Raw genomic sequence first — 22,484 nt, forward strand, 5'->3', positions numbered from 1 at the left:
CTACTTGCCGAGCCGCTCCGCCAGTTCGGCACGGCGCGCCAGCACGCCGTCCTTCAGCTCCTCCATCTCGCGCAGCGCGTCCTTGCGGTCGCGCTTGCCGAGGCGGTCGATGTAGAGCCTGCCGTACAGGTGGTCCGTCTCGTGCTGGAGGCAGCGGGCGAAGTAGCCGCGGCCCTCGACGGAGATCGGGTTGCCGTCCTTGTCCTGGCCGCGTACGACGGCGTGGTCGGCGCGTGCCACGGACTTGTACGGTCCCGGCACGGAGAGGCAGCCCTCCATGTCCTCGACCAGCCTGCGCTCCTCCGGGGGCAGCTCGTCCAGGACGGGGTTGCAGATGTGGCCGGTGTGGCGCACGCCCCAGTCGTCCTCCATGTCGTAGACGAACAGCTGGAGGTCGACGTCGACCTGGTTGGCGGCGATGGCCGCGCCGTGCGCCACGTGGTTCGTCGCGAACATGTCGTCGATCAGCCGGTCGAGCTCGGCGGTCCCGAAGAGCGCGTCGGTGACCGGCGCGCACCGCCGCCGCAGCACGTCCTCCCCGACGACGGTGATACGCCGCACGCTCCCCCGCGTCACTTCCGGCAGCAACCGCGCGTCGCTCATGCCCACCCCTCGTTTCCGCTCAGCCGTTACGACCGGCCCACTTTAACGTCGCGCCGCCGGTACCCCCCGCGGCCCCGGACCCCGCGGCGTCGGATCGGGCGACCGGAATCACTCGGCGTCGGCCGGCTTTCCGGTGAGCGCGGAGAGCGACGCGCGGACGTGTTCCATGTGCGCCCGCATCTCCTCCCGCTCCTCCTCGTGGCCCTCGAGGATCGACTCCGTCTCCCGCTCGATCCGCTCCGCCCGCGCCCGCGCCTGCGCGATCAGCTCCGCCGCCGCGGCCTCCGCGTCCTCCTGGCCGTGCCGCGCCTCCTCCTCGGTCTCGGCGAGCGCCCGCTTCGCCTCCGAGAGGCGCTCCTCCGCCTCGGCGACCGCCGCGGCCTCCCACGCCTCGGACGCGGCGACCTGGTCGGCCGCCTCCCGGTCCGCGGCCTCGATCCGCTCGGCGTGCTCCTTTGCCTGCGCCGCGAGATCGGCGTCGGTGCGCTCGCGCATCTCGCGCAGCGCCTCCTGGGCGGCGTCCCGGGTCTGCTTCGCGTCGTCCCTGGCGGCGGCCCGCAGCTCGTCGGCCTCGGCCTGACCGGCCGCGATCCGCCGCTCCGCGTACTCGTCGGCCTTGCCGCGCACCTCCTCGGAGTGCGCCTGCGCGTCGGCGTACGCCTCGTCGGCGGCCCTGCGCGCCGACTCGGCCTCGGCGTCGGCGTCGGCCCGCGCGGCGCCGCGCACGGCCGCGGCCTCCTCCTCGGCGAGTTCGAGCAGGTACTGGGCGCGCTTGCCGAGCGATTCGTACGTCTGCGGGGCGAGGTTCGCGACGACCTCGCGCAGCCGCTCGGCCTCGTCCTCCATCTCCTTGGCGAGGACGGTCAGGCGCGCGGCGCGCTCCCAGGCCTCGTCCCGCTCCCCCGAGAGCGCGTCGGCGGCGGCCTCCACCTGCTCGGGCCGGTAGCCCCGTCCTCGTACGACGACGAAGCCGTACTGGGACGCCTCCGGTCCACCCGCACCGCTCATCTGGATTCCCCTTTTCCGCAGGGCTCCGGCAAGCCCGATCTACGACATTCTGCGCGATTGGCGCACATCCTGGCGGAACAACCAGAAGCGCCCCACATTCCGACACACGTGGTGTTCACATGGCGCTCAGGTCGACCCACACGGTCCAGGATGCGTCAATTGCCGTCGAAAGTCGGAATCGCCTTGTCCTCGCGCAGGGCCGAGAAGAGCTGATCGGCCTCGCCCTGGTTCCACATCACCACGTCGCCGACCCCCGAAACATTGGGCTCGCTGCCCACGGGAACGGTGGTCGTCGACGCCGGGTCCGACATCTTGACACCCATGGTGGCCAGCGCCGCGACCCCGGTGTCCGGGTCGACGGTCAGCGCGTCCAGCGAGGCGCTCAGGAAAGGGATCAGCTTCCACGGCGGGATCAGCACCCCGGCGCTCAGCGCCTTGTTCGCGATGGCGTCCACGAGCTGCTGCTGCCGCTTGACCCGGCCCAGGTCCCCGGTCGGATCGGAGTAGCGGGCCCGCGCGTACTGCAGGGCCTGCGTGCCGTTCATCGTCTGGCAGCCCGCGTCGAAGTCGGCGCCGGACTTCTCGTCGTGCAGCCCGCCGTCGGCGACGCAGATCTCCACCCCACCGAGCGAATCCACGACGTCGACGAGCCCCAGGAAGCTGACCTCCGCGTAGTGGTCGACGCGCAGGCCCGTCGCCTCCTCCACGGTCCGCGTGAGCAGCTTCGCGCCGCCCGCCGAGTACGCGTAATTGATCTTGTTCTGGCCGTGCCCGGGGATGGACACGTAGGAGTCGCGCGGGATCGAGACGAGATACGGGCCGCTGTCCCCGTAGTGCAGCAGCATGATCGTGTCGGTGCGGTCGCCCCCGTCGTTGCCGACGTGCAGCTCCTTGCGCTGTTCGGGCGTCAGGTTCGCCCGCGAGTCCGAGCCGACCAGCAGCCAGTTCGTGCCCGCGCCGGCCGCCGGACGCCCGCTGTAGTCGCTGAACGCGTCCGTCGACTGAAGCCGCGAACCGGCCCAGAAATACAGGCCCGCGACGTACGCGACGAGCACCACGAGGACGACCAGCAGGGCCAGCGCGATCCGCTTCGGCCGGAAGCGTCGCTTCCGCGTCGCGCGCACCGTCGTCGGCCGACTCCACTCACCTGCCATGTGCGCATGATCGGGGCGCCCGACCGATCCCGCAGGTCGAGCGCCCTCGGGTCCGCCCTACAGCAGGCCGTCCCACATCTGCTCGAGCAGCACCGACCACCACGTCTCCGGCGAGCCGAGCGCCGCCGAGTCGATCGCGCTGAGCTGCGCCTGGAAGTCGACGGTCCAGCGGCCCGCCTGCTCCTGGTTGAGCCCGTAGCGCAGCCGCCACATCCGGCCGAGCAGCGCGAGCGAGCGGGCGAACTCCGGCAGCCCGCTGTTCACGAACTGCGGCGGCACCGGAGCCCCCTCGGGGCCCGACTCCACCGGCACGGCCACGATGTTCGCCGACCCGTACTGCACGCACAGCGCCTTGCCGAAGTCGCTGCCCATCACCAGGTACGAGCCCGCGTCCGACGCGGGGCGCACGCCGCGCTCCTGCGCCAGCTCGGCCAGCGTCGGGACCGGGCGGCCCGGCTGGGCCTGCGCCCAGAAGAACGGCCCGAAGTCCGTCGGCAGGCCCGCCACCACGAGCGTGTGCGCCACGACGTCCGGGACGCCCTGCCGGGACACGGCCCGCTGGTCGAAGCGGAACACGCCGGGGCCGAACGCCGCGGCCAGCTCCTGCGCGATCGCCTCCGGCGCGGCCGGGGGCGCGGGCTGCGCCGGCTGCAACGGGGCGCGCACCGGCGCCGGACGCGCCGGGCCGTCCGCGACCTGGTGCAGCTCGCCCTGGTGCGCGAGGAGCTGCTGCATGCCCTGCTGGCGGCTCGCGTGATCCGTGCCGTACGGGGCGATCGACGTGATCCGTGCCTGCGGCCACTGCTCCTGGATCATCCGCGAGCAGTAGGCGCCGGGCAGCGAGCAGGACTCCAGCTCCGTGTGGAGCTCGAGGACCTGGTCCGGCGGCACGTTCATGCCGCGCAGCTCGTGGAAGATCTGCCACTCCGGGTGCGGCGTGCCCGGCGCGGACCGCCGGATGAGCTGCTGCTCGGACCCGTCGGGCGCGCGGTACCGCAGCACGGCCTGGTACCCGGGCCCCACGGTCGGCTGCCCCGAGGGCCCCGGCTGCGGAGGCTGCGGGTACCCGTACGCGGGCGGGGCCTGCTGCCCCGGCCCTGGCGGCGGGGGCGGCATACCGGGGCCCTGCGGGGCGGGACCGGACAGCACGGTCGCGGCGTGGTGCACACCGTCACCCGGAGCACCGGGAACACCCGGCGGCGGAGGCGGCGAAGGCCGCTCGGGACCCTGCGGCCCCGGGCCCGACAGCACCGTCGAGGCATGGTGCACACCGTCACCCGGACCACCGGGAACACCCGGCGGCGGAGGCGGCGAAGGCCGCTGCGCGCCCTCGCCGGGCGTGCCGGGAGGCGGGGGCGGCGGCGGAGCCTGACCACCCGGACCACCGGGCGGCGGACCGGACAACATCGTCGCCGCGTGATGCACACCGTCGCCCGGAGCGCCGGGAGGCGGCGGAGGCGGGGGCACCATCTGCGTAGGAACGTAACCGCCCGCGGGCGCGCCGGGCGGCCCCGGCGGCGGCGGGGTCTGCGGTCCGCCGCGCGGGGGCTCGGCCTTGCTGGTCACGGCGCCCGCGATGTCGGCGGCGCCCTGCGGGTAGCCGTACGAGGCGTTGGGGGGCGGCGGCCCGGGGACCGCGGTGCCCGGAGTGGGCGGCGGGAACGACTGCGGGGTGCTGTACGAGACCGGGGGGCCGTCCGCCGGCGGCGGCGGAGGCGGCGGGATCGGGGCGGCGGGGTCCTGCGGGTAGCCGTACGCGGCCGGGGGCGGCGGCGCGTCCTCCGCGAGCGGCGGCGAGAACACCGTCTCCGGCAACGGCACCGACCGATCCTCCTCGTCCCCCACCCCATTCGTATCCGTCCCGGCCCACGGCGTCGCATCCACGGACATGGGCCGCACGGCGTCGGCGGGGGGAGGGAAGGCAGGGGCGGCCGGGGGCGGCGTGGGTGCGGCGGGGGCGGGGGGCCGCGCATCGGCGGGCGCAGGGGCTGCGGGCCTGACGTCGGCAGGCGCGGAATCCCCCGGCCGCGCGTCAGCGGGCGCCGCAGCAGCGGGCGTCCCACCCGTGGCCGCCGAACCAGCGGCCCCGGCATCAGCAGGCCGCGCGTCAACAGGCGCGGCAGCCGCGGACCGCGCGTCACCGGGCACCCCGCCCGTAGACACCGCACCAGCGGACCCCGCACCGGCAGGCGCAGAACTCGCGGGCCGCGCATCGGCAGGCGCCGCAGCAGCAGGCACCCCACCCGTGGGCGCCGAACCAGCAGACCCCGCACCGGCAGGCGCAGAACTCGCGGGCCGCGCATCGGCAGGCACCGCAGCAGCAGGCACCCCACCCGTGGGTGCCACACCGGCGGACCCGGCATCGGTCCGACCCGCCTCGGCGGGCAAAGGACTCGCGGGCCGCGCGTCAGCGGGCCCGGTGGCCGCGGGCCGGCCGTCAGCGGGCGCCGCCCCGGCGGACCCGGCGCCGGTCGGTGCGCCCGTGCTCGCGCGCGCCGAAGGCTTCACCAGCTTCGCCGTCGCCGGCGACTCGATGGAGTCCGCCGAGTCCGTGCCGTCGGGCGCGGGCACGGCGTGCTCGCCCGACCCGCCCGGCGCCGCCACGGCATACTCGCCCGAAGCGGCAGCCGCAGGCGCCGACGGGACCTCGGCCGGAGGCCCCTGCCTGTCCGCCTCCTCCTGCAACCACTCAGGCGGCGTCAGGAGGAAGGACGTCTGGTTGAGGTCGACCCGCTCCGGGGGACGGGGAGCCGCGGGGGCGTCGGGGAGGCCGTACTCCTCCTCGTAGCGGCGGATCACCTCGCCCACCGGCAGCGCCGGCCACAGCGACGCGTCCCCGCTGTCCCGCGCGATCACGAGCCGCTGCCGCCCACCGTCCGACACGGGACCGCCCTCGCGGTCCTCCGCCCACACGACGAACCCCAGCTCGAACTCCCGCACCCGCACCTCACGGTGCTGATACGCGGGCACGTCCCCGTTGATCCATTCCTCGGCGCGCTCCTGCGCCTGCGCGAACGTCACCATCGCAAGCTCACTCCCCACCGGCGACCGGAACGGCCCGCGCGAAGCCGCCGTCCACCATCAGATTCGCCACCGTCTCCAACTCCGGCGGACTGCCCGCGAGTCGGGACAGGAAACCGTCGAAGTCCTCGCCGCAGGGCAGCAGCAGCCGCTCCACCCGCTCGGCCACCGGCAGCGCCGCCGTCTCCCCGCTGTCCCGCGCGTCGTCGTACGCGCAGAACCACACGGAACCGACCGCGTCACCCCGCACCTTCACCGCGAGCAACCCACCCTGCACGAACGCCACACCCAGAAAATCCTTCGTGAGGTGATCGCGCAGACACTTGTTGACGTACACCAGATCGTTCACGGCCGCCTCGTCGCGCACCGTGAAGAACGGCTGGTCGACCAGAAGCCCCAACTCCGCGTCCAGACCCGTCCCCACGGGCGCGCACCCGCCACCCGCCTTCAGGAACGAGCGGTACGCCCCCGGCAGCCGGAACCCCAAGTCCTCCTCGGCCGACAGCACTTGGCTCTCCGACACCGCGACCCCGGACTTCGGCAGCCCGAAGTGCACCGGCCGCGTGTCCTGCAACGCCCGCGTGCCCCGCTTGCGCTGGTCCACCGCCGCCGTCGCCAACCCGCCGTGATGCCGCAGCAGCGCCTTCACCTCGACCGGGATCAGCTCGAGGCGCCGCGACCCGCGCGCGTGGTGCCACGTCCAGCCGTGCGGCGTCGCCACCCGCGGGATCATGTCCCACAGTTCGTGCCCGGACGCGGCCAGCGCCGCGTTCGCCGACACGTAGTCCGTCAGCCGCAGCTCGTCCACGCCGAAGCCCTGCGGCGGATCCGCGATCTCCGCCGCGGCCCTGGCATACGGGGAGAAATCCGGAAAACCGTCACCGTCCACCCGCACACCACGCGGATGCCGCGCCGCACGGACCGGATCCGGGAAGTGCACGACCTGCCCGGCATACGCCGCGTTCGGCGGCGCGGCCTGCTGCCCGAGCCGACCTGTCGTCATGTCGGTTGCCCCCTGCGGCGCTGTTGACGATTGTGGATCTGTTCCGGTCCCGTACCGGACCTGTTCCGGATCCGCTGCTGACCCGTACGAATCCAACGACAGCCTATGCGGTTGCGCGACACCGGTCACCGGCCCTCCGGTTCCATGACCAGCAGTCACCCGAGCATCACCACGACGTGACGATCGGGCGTGTCGACGGGGACCGGCTTCCGCACTCGCGACCCCGTTTGGCAGTCTGTGCAGGCAACCAGGGGGATTGCAGTGGGGAACTGCAGGAGGGGAAACAACAGATGCGCAGCGGTACCGCAGAGGAAACGGCACCCGCGGACGAGCAGCACGGAGACGATCCGCGCGTCGGGTGGAGCGCCACCGACGACGCCGCCGTCCCCACCCTTCGCGTGCGCCGCGACGGCATACTCCCCACCGTCGCCGCCGCCCTCTCCGTCCGCGGCACCACCCTCACCGCCACCGCGGCCCGCGGCGAAAAGGCCCCCACCCTGCACCCGTTGGTCCAGGACTTCCTCGACACCCTCACCAGCGCCCAGCGCGACCGCTTCACCGGACGCTGCGCCGAGGTCATCCTCGTCTCCCGGCACCTCACCGCCAGCGACGCCGAACGCACCGAGAAGTCGAAGCGCGCCCGCCGCAGGCCCATGACGATCGGCGAGGCCCGCAAAGCGCTCAAACAGTCCAAACTCACCACCCGACGCATCCGCGAGGACGGCGACCCGCTGCACGGCGGCTTCGCCCGCCCCTGCCGCGCCTGCACCGCGCTCGCCGCCCACTTCGGCGTCCACGTCGTGGCCCCCGAGACCGACACCACCCCGCACGACAACGACGAGGCCGCCCACTGATGCCCCACCCCACCCCTCAGGAAGCCCGCTTCTCCGACCTGGTCGACGCCACCCTGCGCGTCGCCGGCTGGCAGCCGGGCCGCTGGGACATCAAGCAGGCCGAGTTCTGGGCCGACGCCCTGCGCACCCACGTCTCCCCCGCCGGACACCGCCACTCCGTGTTCCCCGCCGCCGTCGAGGCCTGGGCCGAATTCGGCGGCCTCCACCTCACCCCCACCGGGCCGGGCCGCCACATCGCCCCCGCCCAGCCGCACCTCGACCCGCTGCACGGACTGCACGCCGCCCGCACCCTCGGCGACCTCGGCCGCGCCCTCGACACCGAACTCGCCCCGCTCGGCGCCGAATCCGGCACCGAGGCCCTCCTCGCGATCGACACCGAAGGCCGCATCTACGCCCTCGACCACAGCGGCGACTGGTACCTCGGGCCCGACATAGACGAGGCGCTCACCACCCTCATCACCGGCGTCCAGCCGCCCCGCCTCGCCCCACCGGCGGGCACCGGCACGTAGCCCCTTTTACGAAGCGGCCGGCAGCACCGCCGACACCCGGAAACCACCCGCGTCCGTCGGCCCCGACACGAACACGCCGCCCAGCCCGGCCACACGCTCCTTCATGCCCACCAGACCGTTCCCCCCGGACGGCAGCCCCGCCGACGACGCCTCGGCGGGGACCGGCGGCGGATCGTTCTCCACCTGCATCGCCACCTCCGCGCCCCGATGCGCAAGCCGCACATACGTCTTCGCGCCCGCCGCGTGCTTGTGCACGTTCGTCAACGCCTCCTGCACCACCCGGTACGCCGTCTGCTCCACCACCGCCGCATACGCCCGCACCTCCCCCTCCACCGACATCTCCACGACCATCCCGGCCGCCCGCGACTGCCCCACCAGCTCCTCCAGCTCCGCAAGCCAGGGCCCGGCCTCCGCCTCCGCCTCGGCCCGCGACGCCGCCGCGGCGGCCGCCACCCCCACCGCCTCCAGCGGCACCCGCTCCGCACGCTCCGGCACCGGATCCCCGGCCCGCAGCACCCCCAACATCTCCCGCAGCTCCGTGAGCGCCTGCCGGCCCATGTCCCCCACCAGCGCCGCGTTCTTCACCGCCTTCTCCGGATCCTTCCGCGCCACCGCCTGCAACGCCGCCGCGTGCACCACCATCAACGACACCCGGTGCGCCACCACGTCGTGCATCTCCCGCGCGATCCGCGTCCGCTCCTCACCCCGAGCCCACTCGGCCCGCTCCTCCGCCCGCTCCGCGAGCAGCCCCAGCTCCCGCTCCAACGACTCGTTCCGCTCCTGCAACGAATCCATGAGCCGCCGCCGCGCACCCACGTACAGACCCAGCAGCAACGGCGGAGCCGTCACCCCCAGCGCCGTCGTGATCGCCAGGAACGGCACCACCCAGTTCGCCACCTGGAACGTGTCCGCGTGCGCCGCCGAATCCTGCTGCACCCGCACCACCGACACGATCAACGTGCCCAGGAACGACATCCCCGCCAGCGCCCCGATGATCCGCCGCGGCACCTCCGACGCCGCCAGCGAATACAGCCCGACCACCGTCAGCAGCACACCCATCTGCGCCGGCGTCACCGCCACCGAGATCAGCACCACCGCGATCGGCCACTGCCGCCGCAGCACGAGCGTCGCCCCGGTCAGCGCACCGAAGACCACCCCCACCCACACCGGCAACCCGGCCTTGTGCGCGAACGGCACACCCTCCACCGCGCACTCCACGGCCGAGGCCACCGCGAGCACCACATCCAGCACGGCGGCCCTGCGCCGCGCCCACCACCACGGCCCCCCGGCCGCGCCTCGGTGAACTTCCCCCGCTGTGGTCATGCCCTCCACCCTACGGTCGCCCCCTGCCCCTTTTCCGGCGAGTTTCACCACCCCGAGCCTGTGGACAACCCCCGCGTTGTGGATAACTCCCCCACACTTCCCAACGAACCCCCACCGACCACCCCCTCCCATCCCCGCTCGCATCCGACGCTGAGCCCATGCCACCCACCAAGTACACAGACTTCGAGTCCCTCCGAGAGCAAGCCATCACCCTGCGCCGTCAGGGCCTCAGCCGCCGCCAGATCCGCGACACGATCCACGTCGACAACAACGACCTCCTCAACCGCCTCCTCGACGGCGAACCCGCCCCGGAGTGGACGCACCGCCCCAACGCCAAGGACGCCCTGCGCGACCGCGCCCGCGAGCTGCGCCTCCAGGGCTGGACCTACGACCGGATCCAGGCCGAACTCGGCTGCTCGAAGAGCTCGGTCTCCCTGTGGGTGCGCGACCTGCCGAAGCCGGAGCGGCGCGCCCCTTCGGAACAGGCGAAGCTGGCGGCAACCAAGCGCTGGGAGCACGAACTCGCGGTGCGCGACGCGGAGCGGTCCCGCACGAAGCTGGCCGCAGCCGCCGACGTGGGCACCCTGACCGACCGGGAGATCCTGTGGACCGGCGTCGCCCTGTACTGGGCGGAAGGCGGCAAGGACAAGGCCCATCAGCGCCGCGAGCGACTCACCTTCATCAACAGCGACCCGAACGTCATCGCGTTCTACCTGCGCTGGCTCGACCTCCTGGGCGTCGAGCGCGAACGCCTGCGCTTTCGCGTGAGCATCCACGAGTCGGCGGACATCGCCGGAGCCGAGCGATTCTGGGCGGGAGTCGTCGGCGCCGACGTCTCCGTACTGCAAAGGACGACTCTCAAGAGACACAACCCGTCGACCGTCCGCAAGAACACATCGGAGACGTACCGAGGCTGCTTCAGCGTCTACGTAATCAAGAGCGCTGAGCTGTACCGTCGCATCGAGGGCTGGTGGTACGGCATAGTAGGGGCTGCCACCGCGCATGATCCAGGAAATTGGACATAGCGCGCGAACCATCCCGGGTCGTCTAATGGCAGGACAAATGGTTTTGGTCCATTGAATGAGGGTTCGATTCCTTCCCCGGGAGCACAACGCGGGGCCCCACCGAATCGGTCGGGCCCCGCCCCCATGCTCGGCCCAAAACGCCCCGGTATCCTGCGGATGTCCACCCCACAACGCATCCGACGCCGAAGGGCCCACCCGTGAGCAGCGCCAACACCCCGGCAGCCGTCGTCGTACTCGCAGCGGGTGAGGGCACCCGTATGAAGTCGGCGACGCCGAAAGTCCTGCACGAACTCTGTGGCCGTTCGCTCGTCGGTCATGTGCTCGCCGCCTCCCGCGAGTTGAATCCGCGGCAGCTCGTCGTGGTCGTGGGACACGAGCGCGAGAAGGTCGCCGCGCACGTGAACGAGATCGACGCCGGGGCCCGCACCGCCGTCCAGGCCGAGCAGAACGGCACGGGTCACGCCGTCCGGATGGGCCTCGAGGGGCTCGACGGCGCGGTGGAGGGCACCGTCGTCGTGGTCTGCGGCGACACCCCGCTGCTCACCGGCGAGACCCTGACCGCCCTGTCCGCCACGCACGCCGCCGACGGCAACGCCGTGACGGTGCTGACCGCCGAGGTCCCGGACGCGACGGGCTACGGCCGGATCGTCCGCGACAACGTCTCGGGCGCGGTCACCGCGATCGTCGAGCACAAGGACGCGACCGAGGCGCAGCGCGCGATCAATGAGATCAATTCGGGTGTGTTCGCGTTCGACGGGCGGCTGCTGGTCGAGGCGTTGAAGCAGGTGCGGACGGACAATTCGCAGGGTGAGGAGTACCTGACGGACGTGCTCGGGATCCTGCGGGAGGCGGGGCACCGGGTCGGGGCTTCGGTGGCGCGGGATCACCGTGAGATCGCGGGGATCAACAACCGGGTGCAGTTGGCCGAGGCCCGTCGGACGTTGAACGATCGGCTGCTGGAGCGGGCGATGCTGGCGGGTGTGACGGTCGTGGATCCGGCGACGACGTTCATCGACGCGTCGGTGACGTTCGAGCGGGACGCGACGGTGCTGCCGGGTACGCAGCTGCATGGTGCGACGCATCTCGGCGAGGGCTGTGTGGTGGGTCCGAACTCGCGGCTTACGGACACCCGGGTGGGTGCGGGCGCGCATGTGGACAACACGGTGGCGTACGGCTCGGAGGTGGGTCCTGAGGCGTCGGTGGGTCCGTTCGCGTATCTGCGGCCCGGGACGCGGCTCGGTCTGAAGTCGAAGATCGGGACGTTCGTGGAGACGAAGAATTCGTCGATCGGTGAGGGTACGAAGGTGCCGCATCTGTCGTACGTGGGTGACGCGACGATCGGTGATTTCACGAACATCGGTGCCGCGAGCGTGTTCGTGAACTACGACGGTGAGGCGAAGCACCACTCGGTGGTGGGGTCTCACTGCAAGACGGGTTCGGACAACATGTTTGTGGCTCCTGTCACCATCGGGGACGGCGCGTACACCGCCGCGGGGTCCGTGATCACGAAGGATGTACCGGCCGGTTCATTGGCCGTGGCCCGGGGCCAGCAAAGGAATATCGCGGGTTGGGTGGCTCGAAAGCGTCCGGGGAGCGCGGCCGCGAAGGCGGCCGAGGCGGCTTCCCGGGATCCGGAAAGCGAGAGCTGACCGGAAACAGGTGCGCCCGACACGGCGTACCGTGATAGGTGCACACGATTCGCCTGGCTCGCTGCTATAGGGACGCGCGGGCAGCTGCGGCGGACGAACTCGTCTGAGGAGACTAGTGCTGTGACCGGGATCAAGACGACCGGCGAGAAGAAGCTGATGCTCTTCTCCGGCCGCGCCCACCCCGAGCTTGCCGAGGAGGTCGCGCACCAGCTCGGTGTCGGGATCGTCCCGACCAAGGCGTTCGACTTCGCCAATGGCGAGATCTACGTCCGTTACCAGGAGTCCGCTCGCGGCGCCGACTGCTTTCTGATCCAGAGCCACACGGCTCCGATCAACAAGTGGATCATGGAGCAGTTGATCATGATCGACGCGCTGAAGCGCGCGTCGGCCCGCTCCATCACCGTCATCGTGCCGTTCTACGGTTACGCGCGGCAGGACAAGAAGCACCGTGGACGTGAACCGATCTCGGCGCGTCTGGTCGCCGACCTGATGAAGACGGCCGGTGCGGACCGCATTCTGACGGTGGACCTGCACACGGACCAGATCCAGGGCTTCTTCGACGGCCCGGTGGACCACCTGTTCGCGCTGCCGATCCTGGCGGACTACGTGGGCGCGAAGGTGGACCGCGAGAAGCTGACCGTGGTCTCCCCCGACGCCGGCCGCGTGCGTGTGGCCGACCGCTGGTGCGACCGGCTCGGTGCTCCGCTGGCGATCGTCCACAAGCGCCGTGACAAGGACGTCGCGAACCAGGTGACCGTGCACGAGGTCGTCGGCGACGTGAAGGGCCGGGTCTGTGTCCTGGTCGACGACATGATCGACACGGGTGGCACGATCTGCGCCGCCGCCGACGCCCTGTTCGCGCACGGCGCGGAGGACGTCATCGTGACGGCGACGCACGGTGTGCTCTCCGGTCCCGCGGCGGACCGTCTGAAGAACTCGAAGGTGAGCGAGTTCGTGTTCACGAACACGCTGCCGACGCCGAACGAGCTGGAGCTCGACAAGATCACGGTCCTGTCGATCGCCCCGACGATCGCCTCCGCCGTGCGCGAGGTCTTCGAGGACGGCTCCGTGACCAGCCTGTTCGAGGGCGAAGCCTGATCGGCTGACTGAAGATCCATTTGGGTGCGGCCTTCCGCGCCGGGTAAACTGCTCGAGTTGCTCGGCGAGGGAGGCCGTACTTCTGTTCTCGGAAGTGTCGGCTGTCCGTTATCGACGCGCTCTTCGTAGCAGGCCGTTCGTGGCCGGGTGACCCTTTTCCCCAGACCTACGAGGAGTTGAGAGCAATGGCAGAGATCAAGCTCGCCGCCGAGAGCCGCACCGAGTTCGGCAAGGGTGCCGCCCGCCGTCTGCGTCGTGTCGAGAAGGTGCCGGGTGTCGTCTACGGCCACGGCAACGACCCGGTGCACATCACCCTTGACGCCCACGCCCTGATGCTGGCGCTGCGTACGCCGAACGCCCTGCTCCGTCTGGACATCGACGGTGGCAAGTCCTCCGAGCTGGTCATCCCGAAGGCCGTCCAGCGCGGCGCGCTGCTCGGCTTCCTGGAGCACGTCGACTTCCTTCAGGTCAAGAAGGGCGAGAAGGTCACCGTCGAGCTCCCGATCCACACCGAGGGCGAGCTGGCCCCGGGTGGCAACCTGCTCGAGCACGTCCTGAACACCCTCACGGTCGAGTGCGAGGCCACGCACATCCCCGAGTCGGTCACCGTCTCGGTCGAGGGCCTGGACGCCGGTGACTCGGTCCACGCCAAGGACATCAAGCTGCCCGCGGGCTCCACGCTCGCCGTGGACGAGGACGCCACCGTCCTCCAGGTCCTGGCCGCGCAGGCCGAGGAGGCCCCGGCCGAGGCCGAGGCCGAGGAGGAGGCCGCGGAGGCCTGAGCCTTCGAGGTCTGACCCGCTGTACGGGGTGGTGGGCGTGGCCCGCCACCCCGTTCCGCTGTATCGATGCCCCCGTTTCGACGCACACATGAGGAATGCGCATGTCCGACGAGAACGCTCCCTGGTTGATCGCCGGGCTCGGCAACCCCGGTCCCGAGTACGCGATGAACCGGCACAACGTCGGTTTCATGGTGGCCGATCTGCTGGCGCAGCGGATGGGTGCCAAGTTCAAGCGGGCGACGAAGGGGCAGGCGCAGGTCGTCGAGGGGCGGATCGGTCCGCCGGGTCCGCTGAACCGTCGGGTGATCCTGGCGAAGCCGATGTCGTACATGAATGTCTCGGGTGGTCCGGTGACGGCGCTGCGGGACTTCTACAAGGTGCCGACGGCGCAGATCGTGGCGGTGCACGACGAGTTGGACATCGACTACGGGGTGCTGCGGCTGAAGCTGGGCGGTGGTGACAACGGGCACAACGGTCTGAAGTCGATCACCAAGGCGCTGGGCAGCGACTACCACCGGGTGCGGTTCGGGATCGGTCGTCCGCCGGGCCGGATGCAGGTGGCGGACTTCGTCCTGAAGGATTTCTCTTCGGCGGAGCGCAAGGAGCTGGACTATTTCGTGGACCGGGCCGCGGACGCCGTGGAGGCGTTGGTGATCGAGGGTCTCGAGCGGGCGCAGTCGACGTACAACTCCTGACGTGTACGGATGTGTCCCCCGCGGGAGTTGACCGTGCGCGGGGTCATGGCCAAGGATCCCGGCCATGTTGCCTGTTGCCCGTCAAGTCGCGGCGGCCACGGTCGCCGCGTTGTTGCTGATCGCCGGTGTCTGGGCGTCGTGGGGCGCGGCGCAGCACGTGATGTTCCCGACCGGCCGTGAGCGCGGCACGATGACGGTGACGCGGTGTGCGGGCGGTACGTGTGCCGGTCCGTTCTCGCCGGCGTCCCCCACCGCCGTACGGCATGCGAGCGTGACGATCGACCGCTCGGTGGGGGAGAAGAAGGGTGTCCGGCTTCCCGTGGTGCTGAAGCCGAGTTCGACGTCGGCGGTGCGCGCGGGTACGGCCGGTTTTCTGCATGCGTGGGTGCCGCTGGGCGGTGCGCTGCTGCTCGCTGCGGTGGTGCTCGCGGGCGGGATACGGAACCGGCGCCTCACGTGGGTCACGGGAGGCGCCGGTTTCGCGGTGCTGACGGCGGCGTTCGTCGCCGTCGGGTTCTAGGGCAGGCCCTGGGTCAGCCGGTGTTGCGCAGGCCGGCGGCCACGCCGTTGACGGTGAGCAGCAGGGCGCGGGCCAGGGTCGGGTCGGGGTCCTCGCCTGCGGCCGCGGCGTCGCGCTGCCGCTTGAGCAGGGCGACCTGGAGGTAGGAGATCGGGTCGAGGTAGGCGTCGCGGATCTCGAACGTCTGCTTCAACACGGGCTGGTTGCCGAGGAGTTCGGGTGCGCCGGTGATGCGGAGCACCTCGTTCACGGTCAGCTCGTGCTCGGTGACGATCTCGTCGAAGATGTGCTTGAGGTTGTCGGGCACGAGGGTGTCGACGTAGTGCTTGGCGATCCGCAGGTCGGTCTTGGCGAGCGTCATCTCGACGTTGGAGATGAAGTTGCGGAAGAAGTGCCAGTGCTCGTGCATCTCGTCGAGGACGGTGTCGAGGCCGGCCTCGCGCAGTGCCTTGAGTCCTGAGCCGACGCCGTACCAGCCGGGGACGATCTGCCGGGACTGGGTCCAGCCGAACACCCACGGGATGGCGCGCAGTCCGTCGAGGGAGACGCCGGAGCCGGGGCGGCGCGAGGGCCGGGAGCCGAGGTGCAGGTCGGCGAGCTGGTCGACGGGCGTCGAGGCGAGGAAGTAGTTGGGCAGGTCCGGGTCCTCGACGAGCTTGCGGTACGCCGTGTGGGCGGCGTCGGAGACGACGTCCATGGCGGCGTCCCAGCGGGCGAGGGCCTCGTCGGACTGGCGCGGCGCGGTGTGCAGGGCGGAGGCCTGCAGCGTCGCCGCGACGGTCAGTTCCAGGTTCTCGCGGGCCAGGGACGGCACGAGGTACTTGTCGGAGATGACCTCGCCCTGCTCGGTCACCTTGATCTCGCCCTCCAGGGTGCCCCAGGGCTGGGCGAGGATCGCGTCGTGCGAGGGGCCGCCGCCGCGGCCGACGGTGCCGCCGCGGCCGTGGAAGAGGCGCAGTCGGACGCCGTAGCGGTGGGCGACGTCGCGCAGGCGCCGCTGGGCGCGGTGGATCTCCCACTGGGAGGTGGTGATGCCGCCGAACTTGGAGGAGTCGGAGTAGCCGAGCATGACCTCCTGGACGTCCCCGTTGAGCGCGACGAGGCGCCGGTACGAGGGGTCGGAGAGCATGTCCTCGAGGATCGTGTCGGCGGCCTTGAGCTCGTCGGTGGTCTCCAGGAGCGGCACGATGCCGATCTTGGCCCAGCCGGCGTGCAGGTCGATGAGGCCCGCCTCGCGGGCGAGGACGGCGGCGGCGAACACGTCGTCGGCGCCCTGGCACATCGAGATGATGTACGACTCGATGACCTCGGGGCCGAACACGTCGAGGGCGCGCTTGATGGTGTGGAAGACGCCGAGGGTCTTCTCGCCTTCGGCGTCCAGCGGGGCCGGGGTGGGCGCGAGCGGGCGGCGGGAGCGGAGTTCCTTGGCGAGCAGCTTGCCGCGGTAGTCGCGGGGCATGTCGGCGTAGCGCCAGGACTCCTCGCCGAGCCGGTCGAAGAGCTGGCCGAGCGTGTGGTGGTGCGCGTCGGCGTGCTCGCGGACGTCCATCGTGGCGAGCTGAAGACCGAAGGCGGAGAGCGTACGGATCGTACGGTTCATGCGGCCTTCGGCGAACAGTCCGCCGCGGTGCTCGCGCAGCGAGGTCTGGATGAGCGTCAGGTCGTGGAGCAGCTCGGAGGTGCCGAGGTAGTCGCGGCCCTCCTCGTGCGGGGTGTTCTTGGCGAGGCGCGTCTTGGTGTTCTCGAGCTTCTGCCGGATCGCGGTGGCCTTGAGCCGGTAGGGCTCCTCGGCGTTGAGCCGCTTGTAGCGGGGGCTGATCTCGGGGAGGCGCTCCAGGTCGCACTGGAGGGAGGTGAGGAGCTCCTCGGTGGCGCCCGTGTAGCGGATCGAGTTCGACAGGAAGCCGCGCAGCTCGTCGATCATGTCGAGCGCGTCGTTGATGCCGTGCTCGTGCTGGAGGATCAGGACGTCCCAGGTGACGGCGGGCGTCACGTTCGGGTTGCCGTCGCGGTCGCCGCCGATCCAGGTGCCGAAGGTGAGGGGGCGGCTGTCCTCGGGGAGGCTGAAGCCGACGCGCTCCAGCTCGGCGGTGAGGTCCTCCAGGACGTCGCCGACGGCTCCGGCGTGCAGCTCGTCGAGGTAGTAGATCGCGTTGCGGGACTCGTCGGTGACCTCGGGGCGCACGACACGCAGCTCGTCCGTCTGCCACACGAGGTCGATGTTCTCGGCCAGGCGGGTGTCGTAGCGGCGCCTGTCGGTCTCCAGGACCGGGGTCTCCAGGAGCTCGGCGACGCGGCGCAGCTTGTTCAGGACGGAGCGGCGGGCCGCCTCCGTGGGGTGCGCCGTGAAGACGGGTCGTACGTTCAGGTTCTTGACCGTGTCGCGCAGGTGGTCGGGGTCGGCGTCCTTGAGGCGGTCCGCCGTCCGGGCGAGAAGTCCGCCCTCCGCGGCCCGCATGGCGCGCAGCTCACGGCCACGGTGCACCTGCTCGGTCACATTGGCCAGGTGGAAGTACGTGGAGAAGGCACGGACCAGCTTGGCCGCGGTGTCCAGCTCGGTGCCGCGCAACAGCTCGGCGGCGGCCTCGCCGTCCTCGCGGGTCAGGCGGCGGACCCTTTCGACCAGCTCGAGGAGCTCCGGGCCCTCCTGGCGGACCAGGGTCTCGCCCAGCAGGTCACCGAGCCGACGGATGTCGGCGCGCAGCTCGGCGCTGGTGCTCGTCGCAGCGGTCTGTTCGTCGGCACTGCTCACAGGTGCGGCTCCTTGCAATGGTGAAGCACGGGGTGAAGCACGTCGGGAGGGAGGATCCCCGGATCCGGGTACGTAACCCAGGGTGGAGATTCAGAGCGGACCGCGCTGTCCGACCGATTCCAAGGATATGTGCCACCTCCGGCGGCGAGGTCGGGGCCTCTTGCCGCCGGGCTGCACGCTGACATACTTACGGTGCCGTAGGTTACGGAACCGTAGGCAAGCTGTCCGCGGATCCCCGTGGATCTCCTGACCCGTCTCAGCCCGTCTCAACCCTCGACTTACAGGGGACTCCCATGGCCACCAGTTCCGATGTGATCGAAGAAGCCCCCCGACAGGCCTCGTCACCGCCCGGCGGCTCGGCGACGCTCGGCGGGGAGCAGAAGCGCTCCGTGGAGCAGATCACACTGCTCCTGTTCATCACCGTCCCGTTCCTCGCCCTGGTCGCGGCGGTGCCGTTGGCCTGGGGCTGGGGGGTGAGCTGGCTCGATCTCGGGCTGCTCGTCGCGTTCTACTTCATCGGCTGCCACGGCATCACGATCGGCTTCCACCGGTACTTCACGCACGGCTCCTTCAAGGCGAAGCGGCCGCTGCGGATCGCGCTGGCGATCATGGGGTCGCTGGCCGTGGAGGGCCCGATCGTGCGCTGGGTGGCGGACCACCGCAAGCACCACAAGTTCTCCGACGCCGACGGCGACCCGCATTCGCCGTGGCGGTACGGGGAGACCGTGCCGGCCCTGCTGAAGGGGCTGTGGTGGGCGCACATGGCGTGGATGTTCGACGAGGAGCAGACCTCGCAGGAGAAGTACGCCCCGGATCTGATCAAGGACCCGGCGATCCGCGCGATCTCCCGCCAGTTCGTCCTGTGGACGACGGTGTCGCTGCTGCTGCCCGCCCTGATCGGCGGTCTGGTCACGATGTCGTGGTGGGGCGCGTTCACGGCGTTCTTCTGGGGCTCGCTCGTCCGGGTGGCGCTGCTGCACCACGTGACGTGGTCGATCAACTCGATCTGTCACGCCGTCGGCAAGCGGCCCTTCAAGTCCCGGGACCGCTCGGGCAACGTGTGGTGGCTTGCGGTCCTCTCCTGCGGCGAGTCCTGGCACAACCTGCACCACGCGGACCCGACGTCGGCGCGGCACGGTGTGGAGCGCGGCCAGATCGACTCCTCGGCCCGTCTCATCCGCTGGTTCGAACAGCTCGGGTGGGCGCACGACGTCCGCTGGCCGTCGAAGGACCGCATCGCCTCGCGCCGCAAGGAGCAGGTCGCCGACGCGGCCTGACCTCGGCACGGCATGATGGGAGGCGTGGCGACCGACTCAAGCACCCCGAGCAATCCGAGCAGTGACAGGCCGGACCGGCCCGAGAAGACTCGGCGCGCGCGCAGAACGCGGATGACGGGGGCGGAGCGGCGGCAGCAGCTCCTGGAGATCGGTCGTGTCCTCTTCGCCGCGAAGGGCTTCGAGGGCACCTCGGTGGAGGAGATCGCGGCGAAGGCCGGGGTCTCCAAGCCGGTGGTGTACGAGCACTTCGGCGGCAAGGAGGGGCTGTACGCGGTGGTCGTGGACCGCGAGATGCGGCAGCTCCTCGACATGGTGACCAGCTCGCTCACGGCGGGGCACCCGCGCGAACTGTGCGAGCAGGCGGCGTTCGCGCTCCTCGACTACATCGAGGAGTACACGGACGGCTTCCGCATCCTGGTCCGCGACTCCCCCATCCCCCAGTCCACCGGTTCCTTCGCGTCGTTGATCTCCGACATCGCGACGCAGGTGGAGGACATCCTCGGCCGCGAGTTCAAGAACCGGGGCTTCGACGCGAAGCTGGCGCCGCTGTACGCGCAGGCGCTGGTCGGCATGGTCGCCCTGACGGGCCAGTGGTGGCTGGACGCCCGCAAACCGAAGAAGGCGGAGGTCGCGGCCCACCTGGTCAACCTGGCCTGGCACGGCCTGGACGGCCTCGAACCGAAGCCACGCCTGATAGGCCACCGCAAGAACTGACGCGCGGCACCGACGTCGCGGCCTTGGGCCTCCGCCCCGGACCCCGCGCCTCAATCTCCCCCCTGAAACCTCGGCGGGGCTGGTCCCGCCGAGCCCGCCCGCTGACGGGCGGGCTCCGCCGCCTTGGGCAATCTGCCGCCAAGGGCGGCAGGGTGGGCAAGGCGGCGCCCCGGTGCGGGGTGAGCGTCGAGGTGGAGCTCAGCCACGGCGCAGGCCGGCGCCCCGCGGCGTCACGGGCGGACCGCCACCGTGAAGATGCGGCGGAACGGGAGGACCGTGCCGTGGGGGGTCGGGGGGTAGGCCTCGCGGAGCAGGGTGCGGTAGTCGGTGAGGAAGGCGTCGCGGGACTCCGGGTCGTCCGACAGGGCCGTCAGGATCGGGCGCAGGCCGGTGCCCTTGAGCCAGTCGAGGACCGGGTCGGGGCCCTGGAGGAGGTGGAGGTAGGTCGTCTCCCAGGTGTCGACCTCGCAGCCGAGGTCGGCGAGGCGGGCCAGGTACGCGGCGGGTTCCAGGACCGCGTCGGCGTGCCGCAGGACGCCGGAGAGGCGGGCCTTCCAGCGGGCCGATTCGGCCAGTTCCCGCATCAGCGCATGGCTGGGCGCGCCGAAGTTGCCCGGCACCTGGAAGGCGAACGTGCCGCCCGGCGCCAGCGCGTCGACCCAGCGCGCAAACGCGTCGACGTGGCCCGGCACCCACTGCAGTGTCGCGTTCGACACGATCAGGTCGTACGTCTCCGTGGGCGCCCACTCCGCCGCGTCCGCGTACGCGAAGTCGAGCCGGTCGGTGGCGTGGGCGGCGGCCCTGGCCAGCATCTCCCGCGAGTTGTCGTACCCGGTGACACGGGCCGTGGGCCAGCGCTCGGTGAGCAGCGTCGTGACGTTCCCCGGTCCGCACCCGAGGTCGGCGATGCGGGCCGGCTCTCTGGGAAGATCGGGGACGCGGGCCAGCAGGTCCACGAAGGGGCGGCCGCGATGATCCGCGTGCCGGAGGTACTGCTGCGGGTCCCAGGTGGGTGTGCGTGTCATGGAATCAGCCTCCGCCCGACATATCTCGATGTCAAGATAGTCGACCTCAAGAGACTTCACGTCGACACACCCCCTACACTGATCGTCATGGAGGACGAGGTCGACCGTCTGGTCTCAGCGTGGCGCCGAGAGCGCCCCGACCTCGACGTGGAGCCCCTCGAGGTGCTCAGTCGGGTCAGCAGGCTCGCGCGCCATCTCGACAGGGCCCGCCGCCTGGCCTTCTCCGAGCACAACCTGGAGCCCTGGGAGTTCGACGTGCTGACGGCGCTGCGCCGCGCGGGCACGCCGTACCAGCTCTCCCCCGGCCAGCTGCTCACCCAGACCCTGGTGACGTCAGGCACGATGACGAACCGCATCGACCGGCTCGCCAAGAAGGGGCTCGTCGAGCGGCTGCCCGATCCCAGCGACCGGCGCGGTGTCCTCGTCCGGCTCACGGACGAGGGGCGCGACCGGGCCGACCAGGCCCTGGCCGGGCTGCTCGAACAGGAGCGGGCGATCCTCGCGGAGCTCTCGCGCGCTCAGCGTGCGGAACTGGCGGGGTTGCTCCGCCAGTTGACCGCGCCGTTCGACAACATTCCCGGCTGAGCCCCCGCAGGCCCGAACCGGCTCAGCTGGCCGCTTCCAGGTCGACCGGGCCGACCCCCGCCCTGCGCGCGAGCGCGACCGCCGCGAGCGTCGAGTGCACTCCGAGCTTGCCCAGCACGTTCTGCATGTGCGTCCGCACCGTGTGCGGCGACAGGAAGAGCCGTTCGGCCACCGCCTTGCGGCCGAGCCCCGCCACCATGCAGCGCAGCACCTCGCGCTCGCGCGGCGTCAGGGACTCCACGAGCCGCTCGGACTCGGTGCGGTGCTTGCGCGCCGCCGTCAGCTCCCGCAGGACGCCCGTGAGCAGCGCGGGCGGCAGATGCGTCTCCTCGCGCAGCACGCCCCGTATGACGGTCAGCAGCCGGGACAGCGAGCAGTCCTTGGCGACCCAGCCGGATGCCCCGGCCTGGAGGGCGAGCGCCGCCCTGCGCGGGTCGTCCCGCTCGGCGAGCACCACCGTGCGCACGGCGGGCTGCGCCGAACGCACGCCTGCCACCAGCGAGATGCCGTCGACGAGGCCGTCCTGGGCGGCGCTGTCCGGCACCGGTGTCGGCGCGCGCATGCCCTGGAGTGAGGCCGCGCCGAGGTCCGCGTCGATCAGCAGGACGTCGAACCGGCGCCCCTCGGCGACCGCCCGGTCGAGGCAGCGCAGCGCCGCGGGGCCGCTGCCCGCGGCCGACACGTCGACATCGGGCTCCGCGGCGAGTGCCGCCGCGAGCGATTCGGCGAAGATGCGGTGGTCGTCGACGACCAGGACCCGGATGCGTACCACGTGATTACCCCCTTCCCCGAGCTCCGTGCGGAGCAGGGGATACCCCAACGTCGGGGGGCGTTCAACGCGGGTACGGCGCCCGGAGTGCGGGTCGCCGAGGCCACGGCCGCCGCCG

20 protein-coding genes and 1 tRNA gene are annotated in these 22,484 nt (G+C 71.4%); 12 read left to right on the top strand and 9 right to left on the bottom strand.

Annotation, left to right across the window (positions count from 1 at the left end):
• The 5 genes from def to ACTWJ8_RS17570 all read right to left on the bottom strand — a co-directional run bounded on the left by def (position 1) and on the right by ACTWJ8_RS17570 (position 6,789).
• Positions 1 to 603 (bottom strand): peptide deformylase, encoded by a 603-nt coding sequence (def, locus tag ACTWJ8_RS17550; protein WP_356384313.1) that lies wholly within the window; start codon positions 601 to 603, stop codon positions 1 to 3.
• A 108-nt stretch (positions 604 to 711) separates the two neighbouring features.
• Positions 712 to 1,611, bottom strand: a complete 900-nt coding sequence (locus tag ACTWJ8_RS17555; RefSeq protein WP_443264428.1) for a cellulose-binding protein — start codon at positions 1,609 to 1,611, stop codon at positions 712 to 714.
• Positions 1,612 to 1,766: 155 nt separating this feature from the next.
• Positions 1,767 to 2,765 (bottom strand): LCP family protein, encoded by a 999-nt coding sequence (locus tag ACTWJ8_RS17560; protein ID WP_356384307.1) that lies wholly within the window; start codon positions 2,763 to 2,765, stop codon positions 1,767 to 1,769.
• Between the two features lie 57 nt (positions 2,766 to 2,822).
• Complete coding sequence (locus tag ACTWJ8_RS17565) at positions 2,823 to 5,789, bottom strand: SUKH-4 family immunity protein (RefSeq protein ID WP_443264429.1); 2,967 nt, start codon at positions 5,787 to 5,789, stop codon at positions 2,823 to 2,825.
• A gap of 7 nt (positions 5,790 to 5,796) precedes the next feature.
• Positions 5,797 to 6,789: an SMI1/KNR4 family protein gene (locus ACTWJ8_RS17570; protein WP_443264431.1), complete on the bottom strand. Its 993-nt coding sequence runs from the start codon at positions 6,787 to 6,789 to the stop codon at positions 5,797 to 5,799.
• 290 nt (positions 6,790 to 7,079) lie between these two features.
• Here ACTWJ8_RS17570 and ACTWJ8_RS17575 point away from each other — a divergent pair, with 290 nt between their 5' ends.
• Together ACTWJ8_RS17575 and ACTWJ8_RS17580 are read left to right on the top strand one after the other, a co-directional pair.
• Positions 7,080 to 7,643, top strand: coding sequence for a YwqJ-related putative deaminase (locus tag ACTWJ8_RS17575; RefSeq protein ID WP_443264433.1), 564 nt, complete (start codon positions 7,080 to 7,082; stop codon positions 7,641 to 7,643).
• A complete protein-coding gene (locus ACTWJ8_RS17580) occupies positions 7,643 to 8,152 on the top strand; it encodes an SUKH-3 domain-containing protein (protein ID WP_356384298.1) in 510 nt (169 codons plus the stop codon). Before ACTWJ8_RS17575 ends, ACTWJ8_RS17580 begins: the two co-directional genes overlap by 1 nt.
• A gap of 6 nt (positions 8,153 to 8,158) precedes the next feature.
• On the opposite strand, the gene ACTWJ8_RS17585 is transcribed toward ACTWJ8_RS17580, so the two are convergent.
• On the bottom strand, positions 8,159 to 9,475 hold the full coding sequence (locus ACTWJ8_RS17585) for a sensor histidine kinase (protein WP_443264435.1): 1,317 nt from the start codon (positions 9,473 to 9,475) through the stop codon (positions 8,159 to 8,161).
• Positions 9,476 to 9,633: 158 nt separating this feature from the next.
• Here ACTWJ8_RS17585 and ACTWJ8_RS17590 point away from each other — a divergent pair, with 158 nt between their 5' ends.
• The 7 genes from ACTWJ8_RS17590 to ACTWJ8_RS17620 all read left to right on the top strand — a co-directional run bounded on the left by ACTWJ8_RS17590 (position 9,634) and on the right by ACTWJ8_RS17620 (position 15,244).
• Positions 9,634 to 10,500 (top strand): hypothetical protein, encoded by an 867-nt coding sequence (locus ACTWJ8_RS17590; RefSeq protein WP_356384292.1) that lies wholly within the window; start codon positions 9,634 to 9,636, stop codon positions 10,498 to 10,500.
• 11 nt (positions 10,501 to 10,511) lie between these two features.
• Positions 10,512 to 10,582, top strand: a tRNA-Gln gene (locus ACTWJ8_RS17595).
• 115 nt (positions 10,583 to 10,697) lie between these two features.
• Positions 10,698 to 12,149 (top strand): bifunctional UDP-N-acetylglucosamine diphosphorylase/glucosamine-1-phosphate N-acetyltransferase GlmU, encoded by a 1,452-nt coding sequence (gene glmU / locus ACTWJ8_RS17600; protein WP_356384289.1) that lies wholly within the window; start codon positions 10,698 to 10,700, stop codon positions 12,147 to 12,149.
• Positions 12,150 to 12,269: 120 nt separating this feature from the next.
• A complete protein-coding gene (locus ACTWJ8_RS17605; protein WP_356384286.1) occupies positions 12,270 to 13,247 on the top strand; it encodes a ribose-phosphate diphosphokinase in 978 nt (325 codons plus the stop codon).
• 185 nt (positions 13,248 to 13,432) lie between these two features.
• Positions 13,433 to 14,029 carry a 50S ribosomal protein L25/general stress protein Ctc gene (locus ACTWJ8_RS17610; protein ID WP_356384283.1) on the top strand — a complete coding sequence of 199 codons (597 nt, stop codon included), beginning with the start codon at positions 13,433 to 13,435 and terminating at the stop codon, positions 14,027 to 14,029.
• A gap of 101 nt (positions 14,030 to 14,130) precedes the next feature.
• Positions 14,131 to 14,724, top strand: coding sequence for an aminoacyl-tRNA hydrolase (gene pth / locus ACTWJ8_RS17615; protein WP_443264437.1), 594 nt, complete (start codon positions 14,131 to 14,133; stop codon positions 14,722 to 14,724).
• Positions 14,725 to 14,788: 64 nt separating this feature from the next.
• Positions 14,789 to 15,244 (top strand): hypothetical protein, encoded by a 456-nt coding sequence (locus ACTWJ8_RS17620; protein ID WP_443264439.1) that lies wholly within the window; start codon positions 14,789 to 14,791, stop codon positions 15,242 to 15,244.
• A 13-nt stretch (positions 15,245 to 15,257) separates the two neighbouring features.
• On the opposite strand, the gene ppc is transcribed toward ACTWJ8_RS17620, so the two are convergent.
• On the bottom strand, positions 15,258 to 17,996 hold the full coding sequence (ppc, locus tag ACTWJ8_RS17625; RefSeq protein ID WP_356384274.1) for a phosphoenolpyruvate carboxylase: 2,739 nt from the start codon (positions 17,994 to 17,996) through the stop codon (positions 15,258 to 15,260).
• Between the two features lie 293 nt (positions 17,997 to 18,289).
• Here ppc and ACTWJ8_RS17630 point away from each other — a divergent pair, with 293 nt between their 5' ends.
• Positions 18,290 to 19,273 carry an acyl-CoA desaturase gene (locus ACTWJ8_RS17630; protein ID WP_356384271.1) on the top strand — a complete coding sequence of 328 codons (984 nt, stop codon included), beginning with the start codon at positions 18,290 to 18,292 and terminating at the stop codon, positions 19,271 to 19,273.
• A gap of 12 nt (positions 19,274 to 19,285) precedes the next feature.
• Positions 19,286 to 19,987, top strand: a complete 702-nt coding sequence (locus tag ACTWJ8_RS17635) for a TetR/AcrR family transcriptional regulator (protein ID WP_356384268.1) — start codon at positions 19,286 to 19,288, stop codon at positions 19,985 to 19,987.
• Between the two features lie 230 nt (positions 19,988 to 20,217).
• On the opposite strand, the gene ACTWJ8_RS17640 is transcribed toward ACTWJ8_RS17635, so the two are convergent.
• Entirely contained in the window at positions 20,218 to 21,012 is a 795-nt protein-coding gene (locus ACTWJ8_RS17640) for a trans-aconitate 2-methyltransferase (protein ID WP_356384265.1), read from the bottom strand.
• 87 nt (positions 21,013 to 21,099) lie between these two features.
• Between ACTWJ8_RS17640 and tamR the strand changes: the two genes are divergently transcribed.
• Entirely contained in the window at positions 21,100 to 21,597 is a 498-nt protein-coding gene (gene tamR / locus ACTWJ8_RS17645; RefSeq protein WP_356384262.1) for a MarR family transcriptional regulator TamR, read from the top strand.
• A gap of 22 nt (positions 21,598 to 21,619) precedes the next feature.
• Here the strand turns inward: tamR and ACTWJ8_RS17650 are convergent, their stop codons facing one another.
• Positions 21,620 to 22,369 carry a LuxR C-terminal-related transcriptional regulator gene (locus ACTWJ8_RS17650; RefSeq protein WP_385760490.1) on the bottom strand — a complete coding sequence of 250 codons (750 nt, stop codon included), beginning with the start codon at positions 22,367 to 22,369 and terminating at the stop codon, positions 21,620 to 21,622.
• Positions 22,370 to 22,484 lie beyond the last annotated feature (115 nt).

The sequence above is a fragment of the Streptomyces sp. SDT5-1 genome, from assembly GCF_052245995.1.
GTDB lineage: Bacteria > Actinomycetota > Actinomycetes > Streptomycetales > Streptomycetaceae > Streptomyces.